This is a genomic window from Desertibacillus haloalkaliphilus (assembly GCF_019039105.1).
GTDB classification, from domain to species: Bacteria; Bacillota; Bacilli; order Bacillales; family KJ1-10-99; genus Desertibacillus; species Desertibacillus haloalkaliphilus.
Window position 1 is genome coordinate 131,142 of record NZ_JAHPIV010000006.1, and the last position, 17,288, is coordinate 148,429.

Sequence of the window (17,288 nt, forward strand, 5' to 3'; positions counted from 1 at the left end):
CGAAGCTGATTAACCATCTTATCCTTAACCAGCCCCTTCTAAAAACGTACGCTTAGTTTTCTTCTTTCAGTCCTTTTTCCATCGCTTTCCAAGCTAATGTTGCACATTTAATTCGAGCCGGAAACTTAGCTACACCTTGTAAGGCTTCAATGTCACCAAGGTCAAAGGCTTCATCGTCGTAATCTTTGCCTAGCATCATATCTGAGAAAATCTCAGACATTTTCATCGCTTCTTCCACCTCTAACCCTTTAACGGCTTGCGTCATCATTGAAGCAGATGAAAGGCTGATCGAGCAACCTTCACCGACGAATTTGGCATCTGCAATTTTACCATCCTCAACCTGCATTTGCAGTTGAATACGGTCCCCACACGTCGGGTTGTTCATGTTGATCGTGACTGAGTCACCATCAAATTCACCACGATTGCGCGGGTTCTTGTAATGATCCATGATTACTTGTCGATAGAGGGTATCAAGATTACTATTTAAAGACATCGCCAAAATACTCCTTTGTTTTCTTTAGTCCAACAACGAATTCATCAATTTCTTCCTTCGTGTTGTAAAGGTAGAAGCTTGCTCGTGCTGTTGCTGTAACATCAAGCCATTTCATTAATGGCTGCGCACAGTGGTGACCAGCGCGAACAGCAATTCCTTCTGCATCTAGGACGGTTGCGACATCATGAGGATGAACATCATCACAATTAAATGTAACAAGGCCAGCACGATGTTTTGGACCGTAGACAGTAACACCATCTACCTCTGAGAGCTGCTCAAGCGCGTACTCAGCAAGTTCATGCTCGTGAGCTTCGATTTGATCAAGGCCAATCTCCTCTAAAAAGTCGATCGCTGCCCCTAGCCCAATCGCTCCGGCAATAATTGGTGTTCCACCTTCAAACTTCCACGGAAGCTCTTTCCATGTTGACTCGTGAAGACCAACAAAGTCGATCATTTCACCGCCAAATTCAATTGGCTCCATGTCAGCAAGAAGTTGTTTTTTTCCGTAGAGAGCACCAATCCCAGTTGGTCCACCCATTTTATGACCAGAAAAAGCAAAGAAATCACAGTCAAGATCTTTGACATCGACCTTCATATGAGGTGTACTTTGCGCACCATCCACGACCATCACTGCGCCATGTTTATGGGCGATTGCCGCAATTTCTTTCACTGGATTGATCGTTCCAAGCACGTTTGAAACGTGCATCACTGAAACAATTTTCGTATTATCTGTAATTGTATTTTCAACATCACTGAGAGCAATCGTTCCGTCTTCTTGAAGTGGAAGATACTTCAGCGTTGCGCCTGTTGCTTTGGCTACTTGTTGCCAAGGGATGATATTACTGTGATGTTCCATTGGGGTAATCACAATTTCATCGCCTTCTTTAACATTTGCGCGTCCATAGCTTGCGGCAACGAGGTTAATTGCTGTTGTCGTCCCACGTGTAAAGACGATTTCCTCAGTTGACGAGGCATTGATGAATGCTCGAACCTTTTCTCTTGCACCTTCATAGCCATCGGTTGCTAACGTCCCGAGTGTGTGAACGCCACGGTGAACGTTTGAGTTATATCTACGGTAATAATCGTCAATCGCCTCAATCACTTTAATCGGCTTTTGAGATGTTGCAGCACTGTCTAGGTAGACTAGCTTGCGTCCATTGACTTCTTGATCAAGAATCGGAAACTGTTTTCTGATCTCTTGAACATTCATTACTTAACTTTCCCTTCAATAACTTCCGTTAAGCGTTCTTTTACCGTTTCAACTGGTAATTGACCAACAACCGGAGCAAGGAAACCATGAATAACAAGACGCTCAGCTTCATGTTTTGGAATCCCACGGCTCATGAGATAGAACATTTGCAACGGATCGATACGACCAACAGAAGCTGCGTGACCTGCTGTTACGTCATCTTCATCAATTAAAAGAATTGGGTTTGCATCCCCACGTGCTCTTTCACTTAGCATTAACACACGCTCTGTTTGTTCACCGTTTGATTTCGCTGCACCATGTTCAATCTTTGTAATACCGTTAAAGATTGAGCTTGCTGACTCACGCATAACACCGTGTGTTAAGATGTAGCCTTCAGAGTGCTTACCATGGTGAACGATGTTTGTTGTGAAGTTTTGCTTTTGCTCACCGCGACCGATCGATACTGTCTTACTATCAGCAAATGATCCATCACCGATTAAGTGCGTTGTATTTTCAGAAACGGTGTAGCCATCATTCATTTGTCCTAATGCCCACTCAACCTTCGCATCACGTGCTACATATCCACGACGGTTCACGTACGTTGTTACACCTTGTGCGAAGTTATCAACGGCACCAAATGACACCTTAGCACCAGGTGCTGCATAGACTTCAGCAACGATGTTAGCTACCGTTTCAACTTGATTATCAAATGAAACATAGTTTTCTACATAAGTTACTGAACTGTTATCTTCAGCAACAACGATCACGTGGTTGAAAAGACCAGCTTCAGGGTTCTCTTGCCAGAAGATCGTTTGTAATGGTTCTTCAAGTACGACATTTTTAGGGACGTACACGAATACCCCACCGTTTAATAACGCTGCATGAAGAGCTACAAGGCGGTTTTCATCAACATGAACAGCATCAGTCATGAAGTACTTTTCAAGTAAGTCACTGTGCTCACGAGCTGCTGTTGCAATGTCTGTGAAGATGACGCCTTTAGATTTTAAGTTATCGCTTACTTGCGTGTAAATTGGCGTTGCATCACGCTGAACGATTAAGTTGTGCTCTTTTACGTTCTCATCGATAAGCGCTTTTACATCCTCATGAAGTTGATCAAAAGAAGTCACTTGGTCCGCTTTTGCCACCTCATGTTTGAATCCTGTAAAATTCCAGTTATCGATTTTTGTCTTATCCGGCTTTGGCATTTCTACTTTTTCTGCTAGCTCTAAAGCTTTCAAGCGGAAGTTTAACAACCATTCAGGCTCTCCGCGGTCTTTAGAGAAATTCTTTATATACTCTTGATCGAATGCTAATTTCGTATCAACTGACATCGTAATCCTCCTTGCCGCTTACGCTTCTGTTTCGACTTTTTCGTCTTCGATTCCTAGTTCTTCCTTAATCCAATCGTAACCTTCTGCTTCTAGACGCTCAGCTAGTTCTGCTCCACCTGATTTTACGATGCGGCCTTGCATCATCACGTGTACTTTGTCTGGTGTGATGTAGTTAAGTAGGCGTTGGTAGTGTGTAATGATTAAGCAACCAAAGTCATCGCTACGCATTTCATTGACACCTTTTGATACAACTTTTAGGGCATCGATATCTAGACCTGAGTCAATTTCGTCTAAGATCGCAATTTTTGGTTCAAGCATAAGCAGTTGTAGAATTTCGTTACGCTTCTTCTCACCGCCAGAGAACCCTTCGTTTAGGTAACGTTGTGCAAACTGTTGATCCATTTCTAAAAGGTCCATTTTCTTATCCATTTGACGGATAAACTTCATTAATGAGATTTCATCGCCTTCTTCACGCTTAGCATTGATTGCTGAACGAAGGAAGTCTGCATTTGTAATCCCACTAACTTCACTTGGGTATTGCATCGCAAGGAATAGTCCTGCTTGTGCACGCTCATCAACTTCCATTTCAAGTAGGTCTTCTCCATCAAACGTTACCTTACCGCTTGTGATTTCATACTTTGGATGGCCCATTAGCGCTGAAGCAAGTGTAGACTTACCTGTACCGTTCGGTCCCATGATCGCATGGATTTCGCCACCGTTTATTTCAAGGTTAAAATCTTTAAGGATCTCTTTACCTTCAATAGCTACATGAAGATTCTCAATTTTTAAATTTGGTGCTGCCATTCTCATTACCTCCAGTTATTAAACAATTTGCATTCCTTATAATATAAACGTTGCATAGCACAACTGTTTATTCTCAATCTATTCTCATTACAATCTTATAACATATCAAAAATTTGTTCAAGGGATATAACAACATAAAAAAACTTTTTATACACTTATGTTTAAAAAGTTGAAAATAGCGATTTTTCCTTTGTTTAGTTTCCCTTACTTTGACTATGTCATACGGAATTGCTGCGTCGTTTTACGGAATGAAGAAGAGACTCCTCCGTGATCGATACCCGGAATCAGTTTCCAATAAACGACCTTCCTCTATTTTCTTATACTTTGCGATAAATGTCTAATCTTAATTGCACATGTCAGCTTACATATACCGTTTTTACTCCCATCTTCAATTAATCTCATCGTCCTTGCTCCATCTTTCTCCCTTTCTATCGTGGTCCCTGTGGCACTACACCATTCTACCCCGTGCGCGCGATCCGTCCCAATATATTCAAAAAGAGCCAGTAGCAGCTACTGACTCTTTCTCATCTCTATTTTCCCTCGTTATTGCTATAATCTTTGATTTACCTACCGTGAAACTTGTGCAACCAAACGATTACATTGCTTGTAATCCTGCTCACGTGCTTTTTCGACTTTTAATCGTTGTTCAAGACTGCGGCTATATTCTGCATAACCGACTCCGTGTGACTGTTGCATTGCTTTTTCCATTTCGCTCGTATGAGCTACTTTTAACCTCTGGATAGTAAATCAATCCTTTCAAGAATTCTTTTTTCTTACACATATTATGATAGCACGGAGCACAGTCACGACCAATCGCGATTTTGTGTGATATATTCTCACATATACCGCTATAGATTGATTTGCTTATTATGAAAGGGGGCATTTAAAAAAATACACCAAATCGCTCCCGATTTCTTAATGTTGAGAAAACGACCAAGTAATCGCCGACTACTGCTTCATCTGACCGCTTAATTCAGTCATCGCTTCTTGAACAAGTGTAACTGCTTGGCTCATTGCCGCGCCACCACCAAAGGCAGCCGTTACACCAACTGCTTCAAAAATCTCTTCTTCAGTGCAGCCTTGGTCAAGGCAACCTTTGGTATGGTAGATAATGCAATATTCATCTTGCGAATAAATGCTGATGCCAAGCGCCATCAACTGCTTTTCCTTTTGCGAAAGCTTCCCTTCTGCAAAGCATTCCTCTGTAAAATCATTATACTTACTTGCGATATTAGGCATTTTTTGGGTGAAATGACCTAATCCCTCTTTATAATCTTGAAGAGCCATTTCAATACTGTTCATTCCTTGGTTGTCTTGCACGCGATAACCTCCTACATTTTAAAATAAGTATGACAATCAATAGTATAAGTTTTGATGGGCAAAATATTCAGGACGGATCGGTGAAAGGTATGGGTCAACAACGTAATTAGGATAAAGAAGTTCGTCGGTGCGGACATTGGTTTCGCTATTTACTCTAATTCCCTGCTTTTCTGATGTGGCGCGGACTCTCAGTACCTTATTCTGCCTTGCGGTCGTGTTTTTCAACTTAGTTCAGGCCTTTAGCGAATCCTCGGTCCGTTTAGTTTCCAAAAAGGATCTGATTTGATGCAGATAAGGCATCCTATGTCCGTTTCAAAAACCTAGAGGTTTCTTCCCAGCTGGCGCCTTCACCTTTTCGACAAAAAAACACCCGGATTGATTATAATCCGAGTGTTCGAGAAGTGCTTCCCTTTGGACTTATTCGTCCATAGGGATAACGGCACCTTGGTATGTTTCTTCAATAAATGCTCTGATTTCTTCAGAACGTAGCACATCAACTAATGCTTGAATTTCTTCACGCTCTTCTTCACCTGTGCGAACAACAACTAGGTTTGGTTGTAAGACATCTTCGCCTTCAAATGCGATACCGTATTGATCGATATCAACCTCACCTTCTAGTGCATAGTTCGTGTTAATAACAACAGCATCACCTTCACCACTTTGGAAAGATGGAGCAAGCATTCTAGCTTCAACTAGTGTATCGAAGTTTAAGTTTTTAGGATTATCAACAATATCTTCACGTGTCGCTAATTGACCTTCTTCAACATCAAGCTCAATTACACCCGCACGTTCGAAGATTGGTAAAATACGGCCATGGTCACTGAAAGAGTCACTCATGATGATTTGTGCATCTTCCGGAAGATCTTCTAGGCTGTCATACTCTTGAGAGTAAACACCGATTGGTTCAGCGTGAATCGCACCAACACTTGAGAATTCATAACCAAACTCTTCAATTTGCATATCTAAATATCCTGGTGTTTGGAAATAGTTCGCATCAATGTCACCGTCACGTAGTGCTTGGTTCGGTAAAACGTAATCTGTGAACGTAACGATCTCAAGGTCAATCCCTTGCTCTGCTAATAATGGTGTCGCTGCTTCTAATACTTCCGCATGCGGTACAGCTGATGCTCCGACAACTAATGAGACGTTTTCTTCTTGTGCTCCCTCATCGCCAGTTGTCTCGTCAGCTGTATTATCTTCGTCTGCCGTTCCACATGCTACTAGTGATAATGACAATAATGTTGCACTTGCAATACCAAGTAATTTTTTCATTTCTTTCTTCCCCCTTAAACTTATCGTTTATCTGTTCTATATGTGAGAAAATCGCCAATCCATTGAATGATGAAAACAATGATGATAATAGCGATTGTTGCCACCAAGGTTACAAAACTGTTGTTACGTTGGAAACCTTCTAAAAAGGCAAAGTGCCCAAGTCCACCTGCACCGATGACACCAGCCATGGCTGTATAACTGACAAGTGCAATCGCGGTAACAGTAATCCCTGAAATTAACGCTGGCATTGATTCAGGAATTAGCACTTTACGGATAATCTGTCCATTCGTTGCCCCCATTGATTGCGAGGCTTCAATAACACCTTTATCAATCTCACGGAGTGCAATTTCAACCATTCGCGCATAAAACGGTGCTGCACCAATGATTAGTGCAGGTAGCGCTGCATTTGCACCGAGCATTGAGCCGGTAATATAGCGAGTAAATGGAATTAACAAGATAATTAAAATGATAAATGGAATTGAGCGAAAGACGTTCACAAACGTACTAACGGCTTGATTGACTAGGCGATTCTCCCAAAGGTTGCCTTTACTCGTCAGATAAAGAACTAATCCAAGCGCAAGACCAAAGATAAATGTCGCCGAGACTGAAATCACAGTCATGTATAGTGTTTCTAACGTTGCTTCCCAAAGCCTGTCCCATTTCATGCTAGCAAATGCTTCAGTCATGGTCGATCACCTCCACTTCGACTTGTTGCTCGTCGATGAATGCGATCGCTTTTGTGATTTCCGCATCTTCACCGTCGATACGGACAAACAACGTGCCATAAGAGCCTTCTTGTGTTTGCGAAATTTTACCTTGTAAAATATTGACGTCGACATCAAACTTACGAATCAACCCCGTAATTAATGGCTTTTCAGCCTCATCACCAACAAAGGTCAGTTGAATGACTCTTCCAGATGGATTTTCAGCAAGCAAATGCTCGATCGTTTCTTTCGTTTCCTCTGGTTCTGTCACTTGTTTCACAAACTCCTTTGTCATCTCTTCTTGCGGTTTGCGGAAGACATCAAGGACCGGACCTTGTTCAACCACTTTACCAGCCTCCATCACCGCAACCCGGTGACAGATTTTACGAATAACATGCATTTCGTGAGTAATTAGGACAATCGTCAAATCTAGCTTTTGGTTAATATCAACAAGCAGATCAAGGATCGCATCAGTTGTCTTTGGATCAAGCGCTGATGTCGCTTCATCACAAAGCAAAACTTTCGGATTGTTGGCAAGCGCTCGTGCAATCCCAACTCGCTGTTTCTGTCCCCCACTTAGCTGTGACGGATAAGAGTCACCACGACCTTTTAAACCAACGAGCTCAATCAGTTCATCGACCCGCTTCACTCGTTCTTCTCGTTTCACCCCTGCAATTTCAAGTGGGAATGAGATATTTTCACGGACCGTTCGTGACCAAAGCAAGTTAAAGTGCTGAAAGATCATGCTAATTTCTTGGCGCGCCTCGCGCAATGCTTGACCTCGAAGGCTTGAAAGGTTCTTACCTGCAACATTCACATCGCCTTCTGTTGGGCGTTCAAGCATATTTAGCATGCGGATAAGCGTACTTTTTCCGGCACCACTATAGCCGATGATCCCAAAGATTTCGCCTTTATTTATCGTTAAGTCAATGTTATCTACTGCCGTTACAGGGCCGTCTTTAGTTTTGAAGATTTTTCGAATCCCTGCTAATGAAATCATGGTGTCCCTACTTTCTATATAATAATAATATTTATAAATGGATTTTAAGCTTAAAAAAACCTCTCCCTCATCGTTTGAGCAGAAAGGTTTTGATCTCGGTTAGCTGTCCTTTCTCTCATTTATCAAAGCCTACTGCTTTGCAGGAATTGGCACCTTTCTAACTTGATCGTTAGCGGTTGCCGGGTTTCATCGGGCCAGTCCCTCCACCTCTCTAAATAAGAGTTATTCTTCAATTTTCGCTAATACTTGCATGTATCATAGCACGCTGCTCGTTTTTGTGTCAATAAATTTTGATAGAATAGTAGCTTGGCAGTTAATTAAACGTTTGGTTAATATTAGGATTATAGGGACGGGGCCAAAAAGGACGCTTGGGAGGGACTCCCAAGCGCCTGCCTTACGTATTAACACCAGCCCATGTCGCACCCTTCTACGTACGACTTTTCTTTTTGACCGGCTGGTTTTTCATAGCGGAACACTTTATTGTGATCAAACTCAAACCCCTCTGACATCTCATACATGTTCCCTTGGTTCGTCATGACAATCTCACCGACTTTTGCTTTGTCAACATACAAGTTCATTTTGCCATGCTCAAACTTACCTTCAACTTTCCCTGTAATATCAACCTTCTGTAGCTGCTGCTTATCCATGAAGAAAACCTCCTTTGGTTCCCTATACACATACCATTCCCAAACACCAACCACTTCACTCAAATAAATATTACCACCCAAACGAAAACTTAACACCACAAACGAGCTTGAGTAGTTAGTTGTTAGTTGGTTAGGTAAAAAATGATCATACTTCAGCATACGCAATTGGCACCACGTCTAGAGTCGAGCGACTCATTCTTTAAGGACTTCCATGAGTAAACTAAAATGAACACCATCCAACCGTCATGCGGGCACTCCCCTAGCCCTTTCACCAAATGCCGTTCGTACATCCCCAAAAAAAGATCAGACCCAAAGCAAAGGATAAGCGAGACTCCAAATGGTGCTAACCATTTGCGTCGACGCTAGTCGACGTAGTGGAGACAATGCAGAAGGCGTTGAAAGCATGGGGTTCGCTTTCATAAGTATTCGAAATTGGCTCCACGTCTAGGGTCGAGCGACTCATTCTTCATTTTCCCACGTCCAGGGGACCCCAGAGAGACTTCACTACCAAAGAACTTCCTTGAATCAACTAAAAAGATCACAATACAACTCTCATGCGGGCACTCGCTCAGCCAACACCTACACAACATTCGGACCCACTCACAAAAAAAGAGGAGAAATTCTAGATGAGCAAGACCGCAAATGGTGTCAACCATTTGCGTCGACGCTAGTCGACGTAGTGGAGACAATGCAGAAAGCGTTGAAAGCATGGGGTTCGCTTTCATAAGTATTCGAAATTGGCTCCACGTCTAGGGTCGAGCGACTGCACTCACTTGGGAAGTAAGTATGCCAAATTCGCGGGCAACCTGTTTAGCACCATTCTTTCTTCATATAAAAAGAGCAACCCCACCACGGATCGCTCTAACAACTATGATTAGTCTTCCTTAATCATTTCCTCATATTCATCTGCAGACATTAACTTATCAACCTGAGACTTATCAGAAGGCTCAACAATGATCATCCAAGCTTTCTCATACGGAGACTCATTCACAAACTCCGGAGAATCATCAAGCTCTTCATTAATCTCAACCACTTTACCACTCACAGGTGCATAAAGCTCAGAAACAGTCTTAACCGACTCAACACTACCAAACGGCTCATCCGCCTCGATCTCATCACCAACTTCAGGAAGCTCAACGAACACGATGTCCCCAAGCTCAGATTGTGCAAAATCTGTAATCCCAATACGAACGTTATCGCCTTCCGTTTTTACCCATTCATGTTCTTCAGAATACTTAAATTCCTTTGGTAAATTCATGGTAATCCCTCCAAATTATGTGTTCAACGTAACTATATTACATTTACTCATTTGAGACAACTGCTCTAGACGAGCCCCTGATTCATCATTATCGCCTTATTTCTTCCATTGTTGTTCAAACTGTTCCTCTTTAAACCCAACAGTTACATGCTCACCATCGGTTACAATTGGACGCTTGATTAACATCCCATCAGACGCTAAAAGGTCCAGCAACTCATCTTCTGGTGCCGTCTTGACTTTATCCTTTAAGCCTAACTCACGATATTTCTTACCACTTGTATTAAAAAACTTCTTTAATTCTAGTCCACTTTTTTCATACAAGTCTTGCAGCTGCTCTCTTGTCGGTGGTTCGTCCACGATATGTACTTCGTTAAATTCAACGCCATTGTCCTCAAACCACTTCTTCGCTTTACGACAAGTTCCACATTTCGGATACCAGTAAAACGTTAACGCCATCATCCATCCCCCCTCTCACTTATATGATATATTTTCCATCATACTCACTTACGCTAAAGCAGGCAAGCAAACCGCTTGCCCGTTACACTTTCGCTACTCAACTTCCTTATCCTTCTTCGACTGTGAAATTGGCTCGTCCACTTTGTAGGCCTCCTGAATATGATCAGTCGTTAACTCACCGCTCACTTCTTTTGAAAATTCCTCGACGGCTGTCACCATCTCATCATAAATGATTTCATGCTTCGGCTTTTTCAAAAAAATCGCCCCCTCTTTGTTCGTATCTGTATTATATGAACAAATCGACGGTTTCCATTCACCTGGGCTTTAAAACATAGTAGCGACTCCGCACATTGCTTTAGGGCTGCTCTTTTTTGAGAGCAGCCCTTTGGAGAAAGTACCTTGGAACGAAGGTGTTCCAGTTTTTATTGAAAACAAGTTACTTAAACGACGTAGCGCTCTGCTTCAATCACTTTTGCAGCAATCTCACGCTTTTTCGCAATTACATTAATCGGCGTATAACGCGTTAATTTACGTAAAACAGATAGCATTGTGCGGAGTTGATCGCCTTCTTCCATCGCAACAATCGATTCTTTTGCATGTGCTTCAATCTTCTCGAAGGCTTCTTGGCAATACACTTCTGTTAGCAACAGCTTTTGTTGGTTAGCATCTGCGCCCGTTGCTTTGAACGCTTTTTCCGTACGGACAATGACAGACTCCATCGCATAAATTTCGCTCACAATATCAGCGACATTGACGAGTAGCTCTTGCTCCTTTTGCAGCTCTTTTCCGTATTTTTGTGCTCCTGTACCAGCAACAAGCAAGAAAATTTTCTTCGCCATTTTTAGTAAATATTTTTCTTGTGCTAACGGCTCTGTACCAACTTCCTCTGGCATCAACGTTAGCAGCTCTTGTTGCAAGGCTGTCGCTTGTTCAAGCAATGGTAGCTCGCCCTTCATCGCTTTTCGTATAATCGTCCCCGGAACGAGCATCCGGTTGATCTCATTTGTCCCTTCAAAAATTCGGTTAATCCGCGAATCACGATAAGCTCTTTCCACTTCGTACTCAGCCATAAATCCATAGCCACCATGAATTTGTACCGCTTCATCGACCGCGAAGTCTAGCACTTCTGAACCGAAAAATTTATTTAATGAACATTCAATCGCGTATTCAGCAATCGCATCAGCGACCGCCTTTCCATCATTTTGTTCTTCTTCCGTTAGACGGGCAAATCCATCTTCAATCAGCCCACCCGTACGGTAAATGGAGCTCTCTGATGCATACGTTTTTGTTGCGATATCCGCGAGCTTTTCTTGAATCAATCGGAAGCTTGAAAGTGACGTTTTGAACTGCTTTCGTTCGTTCGCATATTTGACCGCTAGCTCAAGTGCACGCTTGGTACCACCCACACAGCCAACTCCAAGCTTATAACGGCCAACATTTAAAATGTTAAACGCAATCACATGACCTTTGCCAACTTCACCAAGCAAGTTCTCCTTCGGTACAAGCGCATCTTCTAAAATTAATGTTCGTGTTGATGAGCCTTTGATCCCCATCTTCTTCTCTTCTGCTCCCGTTGAAACTCCTTCAAACTCTTTTTCAACGATAAAGGCGGTAAAATGCTCGCCATCAATTTTAGCGTAAACGACGAACACGTCAGCAAATGCAGAGTTCGTAATCCATTGCTTCTCACCATTTAAGACGTAATGAGTACCTGCATCATTTAGGACAGCAGTCGTTTTTGCGCCTAGCGCATCCGACCCTGAGCTTGGTTCAGTTAATGCATAAGCAGCGATTTTTTCACCTGTTGCAAGTGGTGGTAAATACTTTTTCTTTTGCTCTTCATTTCCGAAGAAAACAATCGGCAAGGAACCAATCCCAACGTGAGCACCGTGACTTAATGAAAATGAACCAGCACGTGAAAATTTCTCCGTGATCACCGATGAACTAATTTTATCTAAGCCAATGCCGCCATAAGCTTCTGGAACGTCCGCTCCAAGTAAACCAAGCTCACCTGCTTCAGACAGTAAACGGCGAGAAATATCAAATTGGTGATCTTCAATCTTTTCAATTTCAGGAACGACTTCACCGACAACAAACTCTTCCGTCGTTTTGGCAATCATGTCATGCTCTTCTGTAAAATCCTCCGGTGTAAACATTTTTTCTGTTTCAATGTCCTCAACTAAAAAGCTACCACCTTTTACAAATTGCTCTTTTGTATTTGCCATCTTTCATTCCTCCGCTTCATTTTATTTTCACGTGCTATCTATTACAAAATTTCAAACACACCAGCAGCACCCATTCCTCCACCGATACACATCGTTACAACACCGAACTGTTCACCACTACGTTTTAGTTCATGAATCAAACTTAACGTTAGCTTCGCACCGGAACAGCCTAGCGGGTGACCAAGTGCTATCGCACCACCATTGACATTCACTTTGTTATGATCGAGCCCGAGCGTACGGATCACCTGTAAGGATTGCGACGCAAATGCCTCGTTCAATTCAAACAAACCGATATCTTCTACTTGTAAACCAGCAAGCTTAAGCGCTTTTGGCACGGCTTCGATCGGGCCAATCCCCATCACTTCAGGTGGAACACCAGCAACAGCGAAAGACCGGAACTTCGCCATTGGTGTTAAACCATCTGCTTCAGCCTTTTCACGGTCCATCACCAACACCGATGCGGCACCATCACTCATTTGCGAGGAATTCCCCGCTGTGACTGAGCCTTTCGGATGGAAGGCCGGTCTTAATTTGGCAAGACCTTCAACCGTAGTTTCCGGGCGAACGCCTTCATCTTTTGAAAATGTGATCTGTTTTTCTTTTAATTTATGGTCACTGCCAACAGACCGTAGGGTGACGTCAACAGGTACAATCTCATCGTCAAATTTTCCAGCCGCAATCGCTTGTGCGGCGCGCTTATGACTTTCCACCGCAAACGCATCTTGATCGGCACGGCTCACTTCGTATTTATTTGCGACTTCTTCGGCTGTATAGCCCATCCCCATGTAATATTCAGGTGCTTCCTCCACAAGGGTTGGGTTCGGTGAAATCACGTGCCCACCCATCGGGATTAAGCTCATCGACTCCGCTCCACCGGCAATGATCGCACCGGAGTGACCGAGCATAATCCGCTCAGCCGCATAGGCAATGCTTTGCAGCCCTGAAGAGCAATAGCGATTGATCGTAATCGCTGGTGTTGTATACGGCAATCCAGCAAGGGCTGAAATGTTGCGAGCCATGTTCATCCCCTGTTCTGCTTCAGGCATCGCACAACCGATAATGACATCATCGATAACGCTTGCATCAAAGTCTCCCGCCCGCTTCAAGGTTTCTTTGACTGTCAGCGCCCCTAAATCGTCCGGCCTTACGTCTTTTAACGTCCCTTTTTTCGCTTTTGCAACTGGTGTTCTCGCACCAGAAACGATAACCGCTTCTTTCAAAGACTTTCCCCTCCATTCATGATTCTTTTATGTGTGTGAACCGTCTAGTTACGTAACGGCTTTCCTTTCGCTAACATGTGCTGCATCCGCTGCTGCGTTTTTGGTTCCGCGATCAGACTTAAGAAGGCTTCACGCTCCAAATCTAATAAGTATTGTTCATCAACATATGAGCCTTTCGGTACACGACCACCTGCAATAACAAAGGCTAACTGTTCAGCGATTTTTAAGTCGTGATCACTAATCTGACCGGCGAACTTCATCGTTTTTGCCCCTAGCTGCAAGGTCGCATAACCCGCTTCACCGACAACCGGAATCTTTTTACGCTGTGGTGGATGATAGCCTGCTTCAGCTAGTTGCAATACTTTTTGTTTTGCACTATAGATGCGGTGATCTCCATTGATCACGACATGGTCACGCGGTCCAAGGAAACCGTTTTTGGCCGATTCATCTGCTGATGTCCCGACTTTTGCCATTGCAATCGTTTCAAACACTTTATTAGCGATTGGCTGTAGATCGATATTTGCCCCTTTTGGCAAGTGTTCTAGCTGACGGAGATAGAGCTCTTTGTTACCGCCGCCCCCGGGAATTAAGCCGACACCGACTTCAACAAGACCCATGTACGTCTCAGATGAGGCATGAATGCTAGCTGCTGGCATGCAAACTTCTGCTCCACCGCCGAGGGCCATACTATGTGGTGCTGCGACGACAGGCTTTGCTGAATAGCGAATGTTTGCCATCGCTTTTTGGAACTGACGGACAACGAGATCGATTTCAAAGAAGTTTTCGTCTTGTGCTTCCATTAACATCATCATTAAGTTCGCACCGACACAGAAGTTCTTCCCTTCATTGGCGATCACGAGGCCCTGATAATTTTTTTCAACCTCAGCAATTGATTTGTTAATCATCTCGATTACATCTAAGCCGATCGAGTTATTTGGCGAGTGGAACTCAAGTCCAGCGACACCATCGCCAAGGTCAAGCAGTGTTGCTCCGCTATTTTTTAAAATGACGTTGCCATTCTCTTTAACGGTTTTTAGATGAATGTTCTTTTTGTTCTCTTGCTTGATCGCATAGTCGCCGTTGTGGAAGTACTCGTTACGATTTTTATAAAATGATGTTTGCCCTGAGGCGAGCATGTCTTTTACCCAAGCAGGGACGGTTTCGCCTTCTGCTTCCATTCGTTTGACGGATTCCTCAACACCGATCGCATCCCACGTTTCAAATGGACCTAACTCCCAGCCAAAGCCCCATTTCATCGCGTCATCAACGGCTGAAATGTCATTGGCAATTTTGTCACATTTTTCCGCTGAATAAATAAGGGTCGCTTTTAACGTCTTCCAAAGGAAATTGCCGGCACGGTCATCCGCATATACAAGCGCTTTCATTTTTTCTGGTAGCGTTTTGGTTTGCTTACTAGCTTCTGTCGCTTTCGTTTTTAATTTTTTACGCGGGCCATATTCGAGCGTGTTTGGGTCAAGCTCAAGAATTTCCTTGCCCTTTTCGGTTTTCTGTTTGACGAAAAATCCTTGCCCAGCTTTGCTACCGATCCAGCCTTTCTCCGCCATTTCTTTCATAAATGCTGGTGGGTTAAAGATTTCTTTTTCCTTGCCATCGACTTGTTCATAGACGTTGTTGGCGACATGTAAAAATGTATCTAAACCGACGACGTCAAGCGTGCGGAAGGTAGCACTTTTTGGTCTGCCGATCATTGGGCCGGTGATGGAATCGACTTCACCGACTGAATAATTGCCTTCGATCATTTCTCGTGCCGAAACTAACAATCCGTATGTGCCGATGCGGTTAGCAATAAAGTTCGGTGTATCCTTCGCTTCAACGACGCCTTTGCCGAGCGTGTCTTCAGCAAATGTTTTCATAAAAGATAAAATGTCTGGTTTTGTATGTGCGGTTGGAATGATTTCTAATAATTTTAAGTATCGTGGTGGGTTAAAAAAGTGTATACCTAAGAAGTGTTCTTTAAAGTCATCGGAGCGTCCTTCTGCCATCGCTTCAATGGAGATCCCGGATGTATTTGAACTGACGATTGTTCCTTGCTTGCGGTACTCCTCCACTTGCGCGAACACTTTTTGTTTAATATCGAGGTTCTCTACAACGACTTCAACGATCCAATCAACTTCACCAAGTCGATGAAGATCATCTTCTAAATTTCCGACTTCGATCATATCTATATTATCGTTCACCGTTAACGGCGCTGGCTTTTGTTTCAGAAGCTTTTGTTTTGCTGTTGCACTTAAACGGTTTCGAACTTGAGGGTCTTGTAAGGTTAAGCCTTTCGCTTTTTCTGCCTCCGTCAGTTCACGAGGAACGATATCTAACAACAGACTTGGAATGCCTACATTTGCAAGGTGGGCTGCAATTCCTGAACCCATCACCCCGGAACCTAAAACGGCCGCTTTACGAATTTTGCCACTCATTTCCTTCCTCCTTCTCAGATCTCTTGAATGAATACTCATTCATTTTCTCTACTACTAACTATAAAAGATTCTAAGATGAATTTCAATAGAATAATGTAAATTTTCTAAAATTTTACTATGAAAATAAGAGATATTTTCCAAATGGTCGTTCGCATAGGTGATTAGCTGTGAGACAAACTATAACTGCAAATCTTTTTTACTAAGGAGGGGGAACCCATATGCAACAGCAGCAACAACCAATGAATCAGCAAGGGCTTATGCCTCAACCACCAAGTGTCGTCACAACGAAGGACCACTTGTATATTAATGACATGTTGTCTTGGAATTTACTAGCGATGAAAAAAGCACACTTCTTTGCACAGCAATGTGTCGATCCAGAGGTAAAAAATGCGCTAGAGCAAGCAGGCCAAATGCACGAGCGCCATTACCAGCAAATTCTTGGTCACTTACAAAATAACCAACAACCACAGCAAGGTACGATGCAATAACGTCTAAAGGAGGTTTCAGAGCATGAATCAGAACTCGAAAATCGAAAATCCACAAACTCAGGTGCCAAAGTCCCCACAGATGAATGATCGCGACTTCATTAACGATCAACTATCGACGGAAAAATATATGACAAGCTCTTACAGCGTGGCGATGAACGAGGCAAGTCATGAGGGGCTTTACCGTGATATCGCGACCATTGCTAATGAGACGCAAGATTGCCAACGAAATTTATTTAACCTTATGTTCAAAAAAGGCTGGTATTCATTCGAAGCTGAGCCGCAACAAAAGCTAAACCAGTCCTATCAGCAATTCTCTGGCTACAACAACCAATTCCCATACAGCTAAAGGGTGCCTGGCACCTGCCAAAGTGAGCAAATGCTCGCTTTGGTTATTTTTTTGTTATAATTTATGCCGATTTTTCCCATATTGATAGGAGAGTTCACTTTAT

General features: G+C 43.1%; 18 protein-coding genes and 1 riboswitch. Of the genes, 2 read left to right on the forward strand and 16 right to left on the reverse strand.

Annotated elements, in window-relative coordinates; all coding sequences use genetic code 11:
- Positions 1–52: 52 nt before the first annotated feature.
- The 16 genes from sufU to KH400_RS08420 form a co-directional block, all read right to left on the reverse strand.
- A complete protein-coding gene (gene sufU, locus KH400_RS08345; RefSeq protein WP_217223888.1) occupies positions 53–493 on the reverse strand; it encodes a Fe-S cluster assembly sulfur transfer protein SufU in 441 nt (146 codons plus the stop codon).
- On the reverse strand, positions 480–1,703 hold the full coding sequence (locus KH400_RS08350) for a cysteine desulfurase (protein ID WP_217223890.1): 1,224 nt from the start codon (positions 1,701–1,703) through the stop codon (positions 480–482). Before KH400_RS08350 ends, sufU begins: the two co-directional genes overlap by 14 nt.
- Positions 1,703–3,013, reverse strand: coding sequence for a Fe-S cluster assembly protein SufD (gene sufD / locus KH400_RS08355; RefSeq protein ID WP_217223892.1), 1,311 nt, complete (start codon positions 3,011–3,013; stop codon positions 1,703–1,705). The genes KH400_RS08350 and sufD overlap by 1 nt, the downstream gene beginning before the upstream one ends.
- Before the next feature lie 18 nt (positions 3,014–3,031).
- Positions 3,032–3,817, reverse strand: a complete 786-nt coding sequence (gene sufC / locus KH400_RS08360) for a Fe-S cluster assembly ATPase SufC (RefSeq protein WP_217223894.1) — start codon at positions 3,815–3,817, stop codon at positions 3,032–3,034.
- Positions 3,818–4,384: 567 nt separating this feature from the next.
- Positions 4,385–4,525, reverse strand: a complete 141-nt coding sequence (locus KH400_RS08365; RefSeq protein ID WP_217223896.1) for a YuzK family famiily protein — start codon at positions 4,523–4,525, stop codon at positions 4,385–4,387.
- 240 nt (positions 4,526–4,765) lie between these two features.
- Positions 4,766–5,119 (reverse strand): carboxymuconolactone decarboxylase family protein, encoded by a 354-nt coding sequence (locus KH400_RS08370; RefSeq protein WP_217224054.1) that lies wholly within the window; start codon positions 5,117–5,119, stop codon positions 4,766–4,768.
- Positions 5,120–5,554: 435 nt separating this feature from the next.
- Entirely contained in the window at positions 5,555–6,409 is an 855-nt protein-coding gene (locus KH400_RS08375) for a MetQ/NlpA family ABC transporter substrate-binding protein (RefSeq protein ID WP_217223898.1), read from the reverse strand.
- Positions 6,410–6,429: 20 nt separating this feature from the next.
- Complete coding sequence (locus KH400_RS08380; RefSeq protein WP_217223900.1) at positions 6,430–7,095, reverse strand: methionine ABC transporter permease; 666 nt, start codon at positions 7,093–7,095, stop codon at positions 6,430–6,432.
- Positions 7,088–8,113, reverse strand: coding sequence for a methionine ABC transporter ATP-binding protein (locus tag KH400_RS08385; protein WP_217223901.1), 1,026 nt, complete (start codon positions 8,111–8,113; stop codon positions 7,088–7,090). Before KH400_RS08385 ends, KH400_RS08380 begins: the two co-directional genes overlap by 8 nt.
- 112 nt (positions 8,114–8,225) lie before the next feature.
- Positions 8,226–8,335: riboswitch (SAM riboswitch) on the reverse strand.
- 179 nt (positions 8,336–8,514) lie between these two features.
- Complete coding sequence (locus KH400_RS08390) at positions 8,515–8,760, reverse strand: YusG family protein (protein WP_217223903.1); 246 nt, start codon at positions 8,758–8,760, stop codon at positions 8,515–8,517.
- An 874-nt stretch (positions 8,761–9,634) separates the two neighbouring features.
- Complete coding sequence (gcvH, locus tag KH400_RS08395; protein WP_217223905.1) at positions 9,635–10,018, reverse strand: glycine cleavage system protein GcvH; 384 nt, start codon at positions 10,016–10,018, stop codon at positions 9,635–9,637.
- A 96-nt stretch (positions 10,019–10,114) separates the two neighbouring features.
- Positions 10,115–10,474, reverse strand: a complete 360-nt coding sequence (locus KH400_RS08400; RefSeq protein WP_217224055.1) for an arsenate reductase family protein — start codon at positions 10,472–10,474, stop codon at positions 10,115–10,117.
- A 93-nt stretch (positions 10,475–10,567) separates the two neighbouring features.
- Positions 10,568–10,729 (reverse strand): hypothetical protein, encoded by a 162-nt coding sequence (locus tag KH400_RS08405; RefSeq protein ID WP_217223906.1) that lies wholly within the window; start codon positions 10,727–10,729, stop codon positions 10,568–10,570.
- Positions 10,730–10,914: 185 nt separating this feature from the next.
- Entirely contained in the window at positions 10,915–12,699 is a 1,785-nt protein-coding gene (locus KH400_RS08410; RefSeq protein ID WP_217223908.1) for an acyl-CoA dehydrogenase FadE, read from the reverse strand.
- 41 nt (positions 12,700–12,740) lie between these two features.
- Positions 12,741–13,919, reverse strand: coding sequence for an acetyl-CoA C-acetyltransferase (locus KH400_RS08415; RefSeq protein WP_217223910.1), 1,179 nt, complete (start codon positions 13,917–13,919; stop codon positions 12,741–12,743).
- A 44-nt stretch (positions 13,920–13,963) separates the two neighbouring features.
- Complete coding sequence (locus KH400_RS08420; RefSeq protein WP_217223912.1) at positions 13,964–16,351, reverse strand: 3-hydroxyacyl-CoA dehydrogenase/enoyl-CoA hydratase family protein; 2,388 nt, start codon at positions 16,349–16,351, stop codon at positions 13,964–13,966.
- A gap of 218 nt (positions 16,352–16,569) precedes the next feature.
- On the opposite strand from KH400_RS08420, the gene KH400_RS08425 reads away from it, so the two are divergent.
- Together KH400_RS08425 and KH400_RS08430 are read left to right on the forward strand one after the other, a co-directional pair.
- Positions 16,570–16,839, forward strand: a complete 270-nt coding sequence (locus tag KH400_RS08425) for a hypothetical protein (RefSeq protein ID WP_217223914.1) — start codon at positions 16,570–16,572, stop codon at positions 16,837–16,839.
- Positions 16,840–16,861: 22 nt separating this feature from the next.
- Positions 16,862–17,185 carry a spore coat protein gene (locus tag KH400_RS08430; RefSeq protein WP_217223916.1) on the forward strand — a complete coding sequence of 108 codons (324 nt, stop codon included), beginning with the start codon at positions 16,862–16,864 and terminating at the stop codon, positions 17,183–17,185.
- Positions 17,186–17,288: the final 103 nt, after the last annotated feature.

Coding starts and splice junctions, on each gene's coding strand:
- sufU (WP_217223888.1), bottom strand. CDS start 493: ATGTCTTTAAATAGTAATCTTGATACCCTCTATCGACAAGTAATCATG.
- KH400_RS08350 (WP_217223890.1), bottom strand. CDS start 1,703: ATGAATGTTCAAGAGATCAGAAAACAGTTTCCGATTCTTGATCAAGAA.
- sufD (WP_217223892.1), bottom strand. CDS start 3,013: ATGTCAGTTGATACGAAATTAGCATTCGATCAAGAGTATATAAAGAAT.
- sufC (WP_217223894.1), bottom strand. CDS start 3,817: ATGGCAGCACCAAATTTAAAAATTGAGAATCTTCATGTAGCTATTGAA.
- KH400_RS08365 (WP_217223896.1), bottom strand. CDS start 4,525: ATGGAAAAAGCAATGCAACAGTCACACGGAGTCGGTTATGCAGAATAT.
- KH400_RS08370 (WP_217224054.1), bottom strand. CDS start 5,119: ATGAACAGTATTGAAATGGCTCTTCAAGATTATAAAGAGGGATTAGGT.
- KH400_RS08375 (WP_217223898.1), bottom strand. CDS start 6,409: ATGAAAAAATTACTTGGTATTGCAAGTGCAACATTATTGTCATTATCA.
- KH400_RS08380 (WP_217223900.1), bottom strand. CDS start 7,095: ATGACTGAAGCATTTGCTAGCATGAAATGGGACAGGCTTTGGGAAGCA.
- KH400_RS08385 (WP_217223901.1), bottom strand. CDS start 8,113: ATGATTTCATTAGCAGGGATTCGAAAAATCTTCAAAACTAAAGACGGC.
- KH400_RS08390 (WP_217223903.1), bottom strand. CDS start 8,760: ATGGATAAGCAGCAGCTACAGAAGGTTGATATTACAGGGAAAGTTGAA.
- gcvH (WP_217223905.1), bottom strand. CDS start 10,018: ATGAATTTACCAAAGGAATTTAAGTATTCTGAAGAACATGAATGGGTA.
- KH400_RS08400 (WP_217224055.1), bottom strand. CDS start 10,474: ATGGCGTTAACGTTTTACTGGTATCCGAAATGTGGAACTTGTCGTAAA.
- KH400_RS08410 (WP_217223908.1), bottom strand. CDS start 12,699: ATGGCAAATACAAAAGAGCAATTTGTAAAAGGTGGTAGCTTTTTAGTT.
- KH400_RS08420 (WP_217223912.1), bottom strand. CDS start 16,351: ATGAGTGGCAAAATTCGTAAAGCGGCCGTTTTAGGTTCCGGGGTGATG.
- KH400_RS08425 (WP_217223914.1), top strand. CDS start 16,570: ATGCAACAGCAGCAACAACCAATGAATCAGCAAGGGCTTATGCCTCAA.
- KH400_RS08430 (WP_217223916.1), top strand. CDS start 16,862: ATGAATCAGAACTCGAAAATCGAAAATCCACAAACTCAGGTGCCAAAG.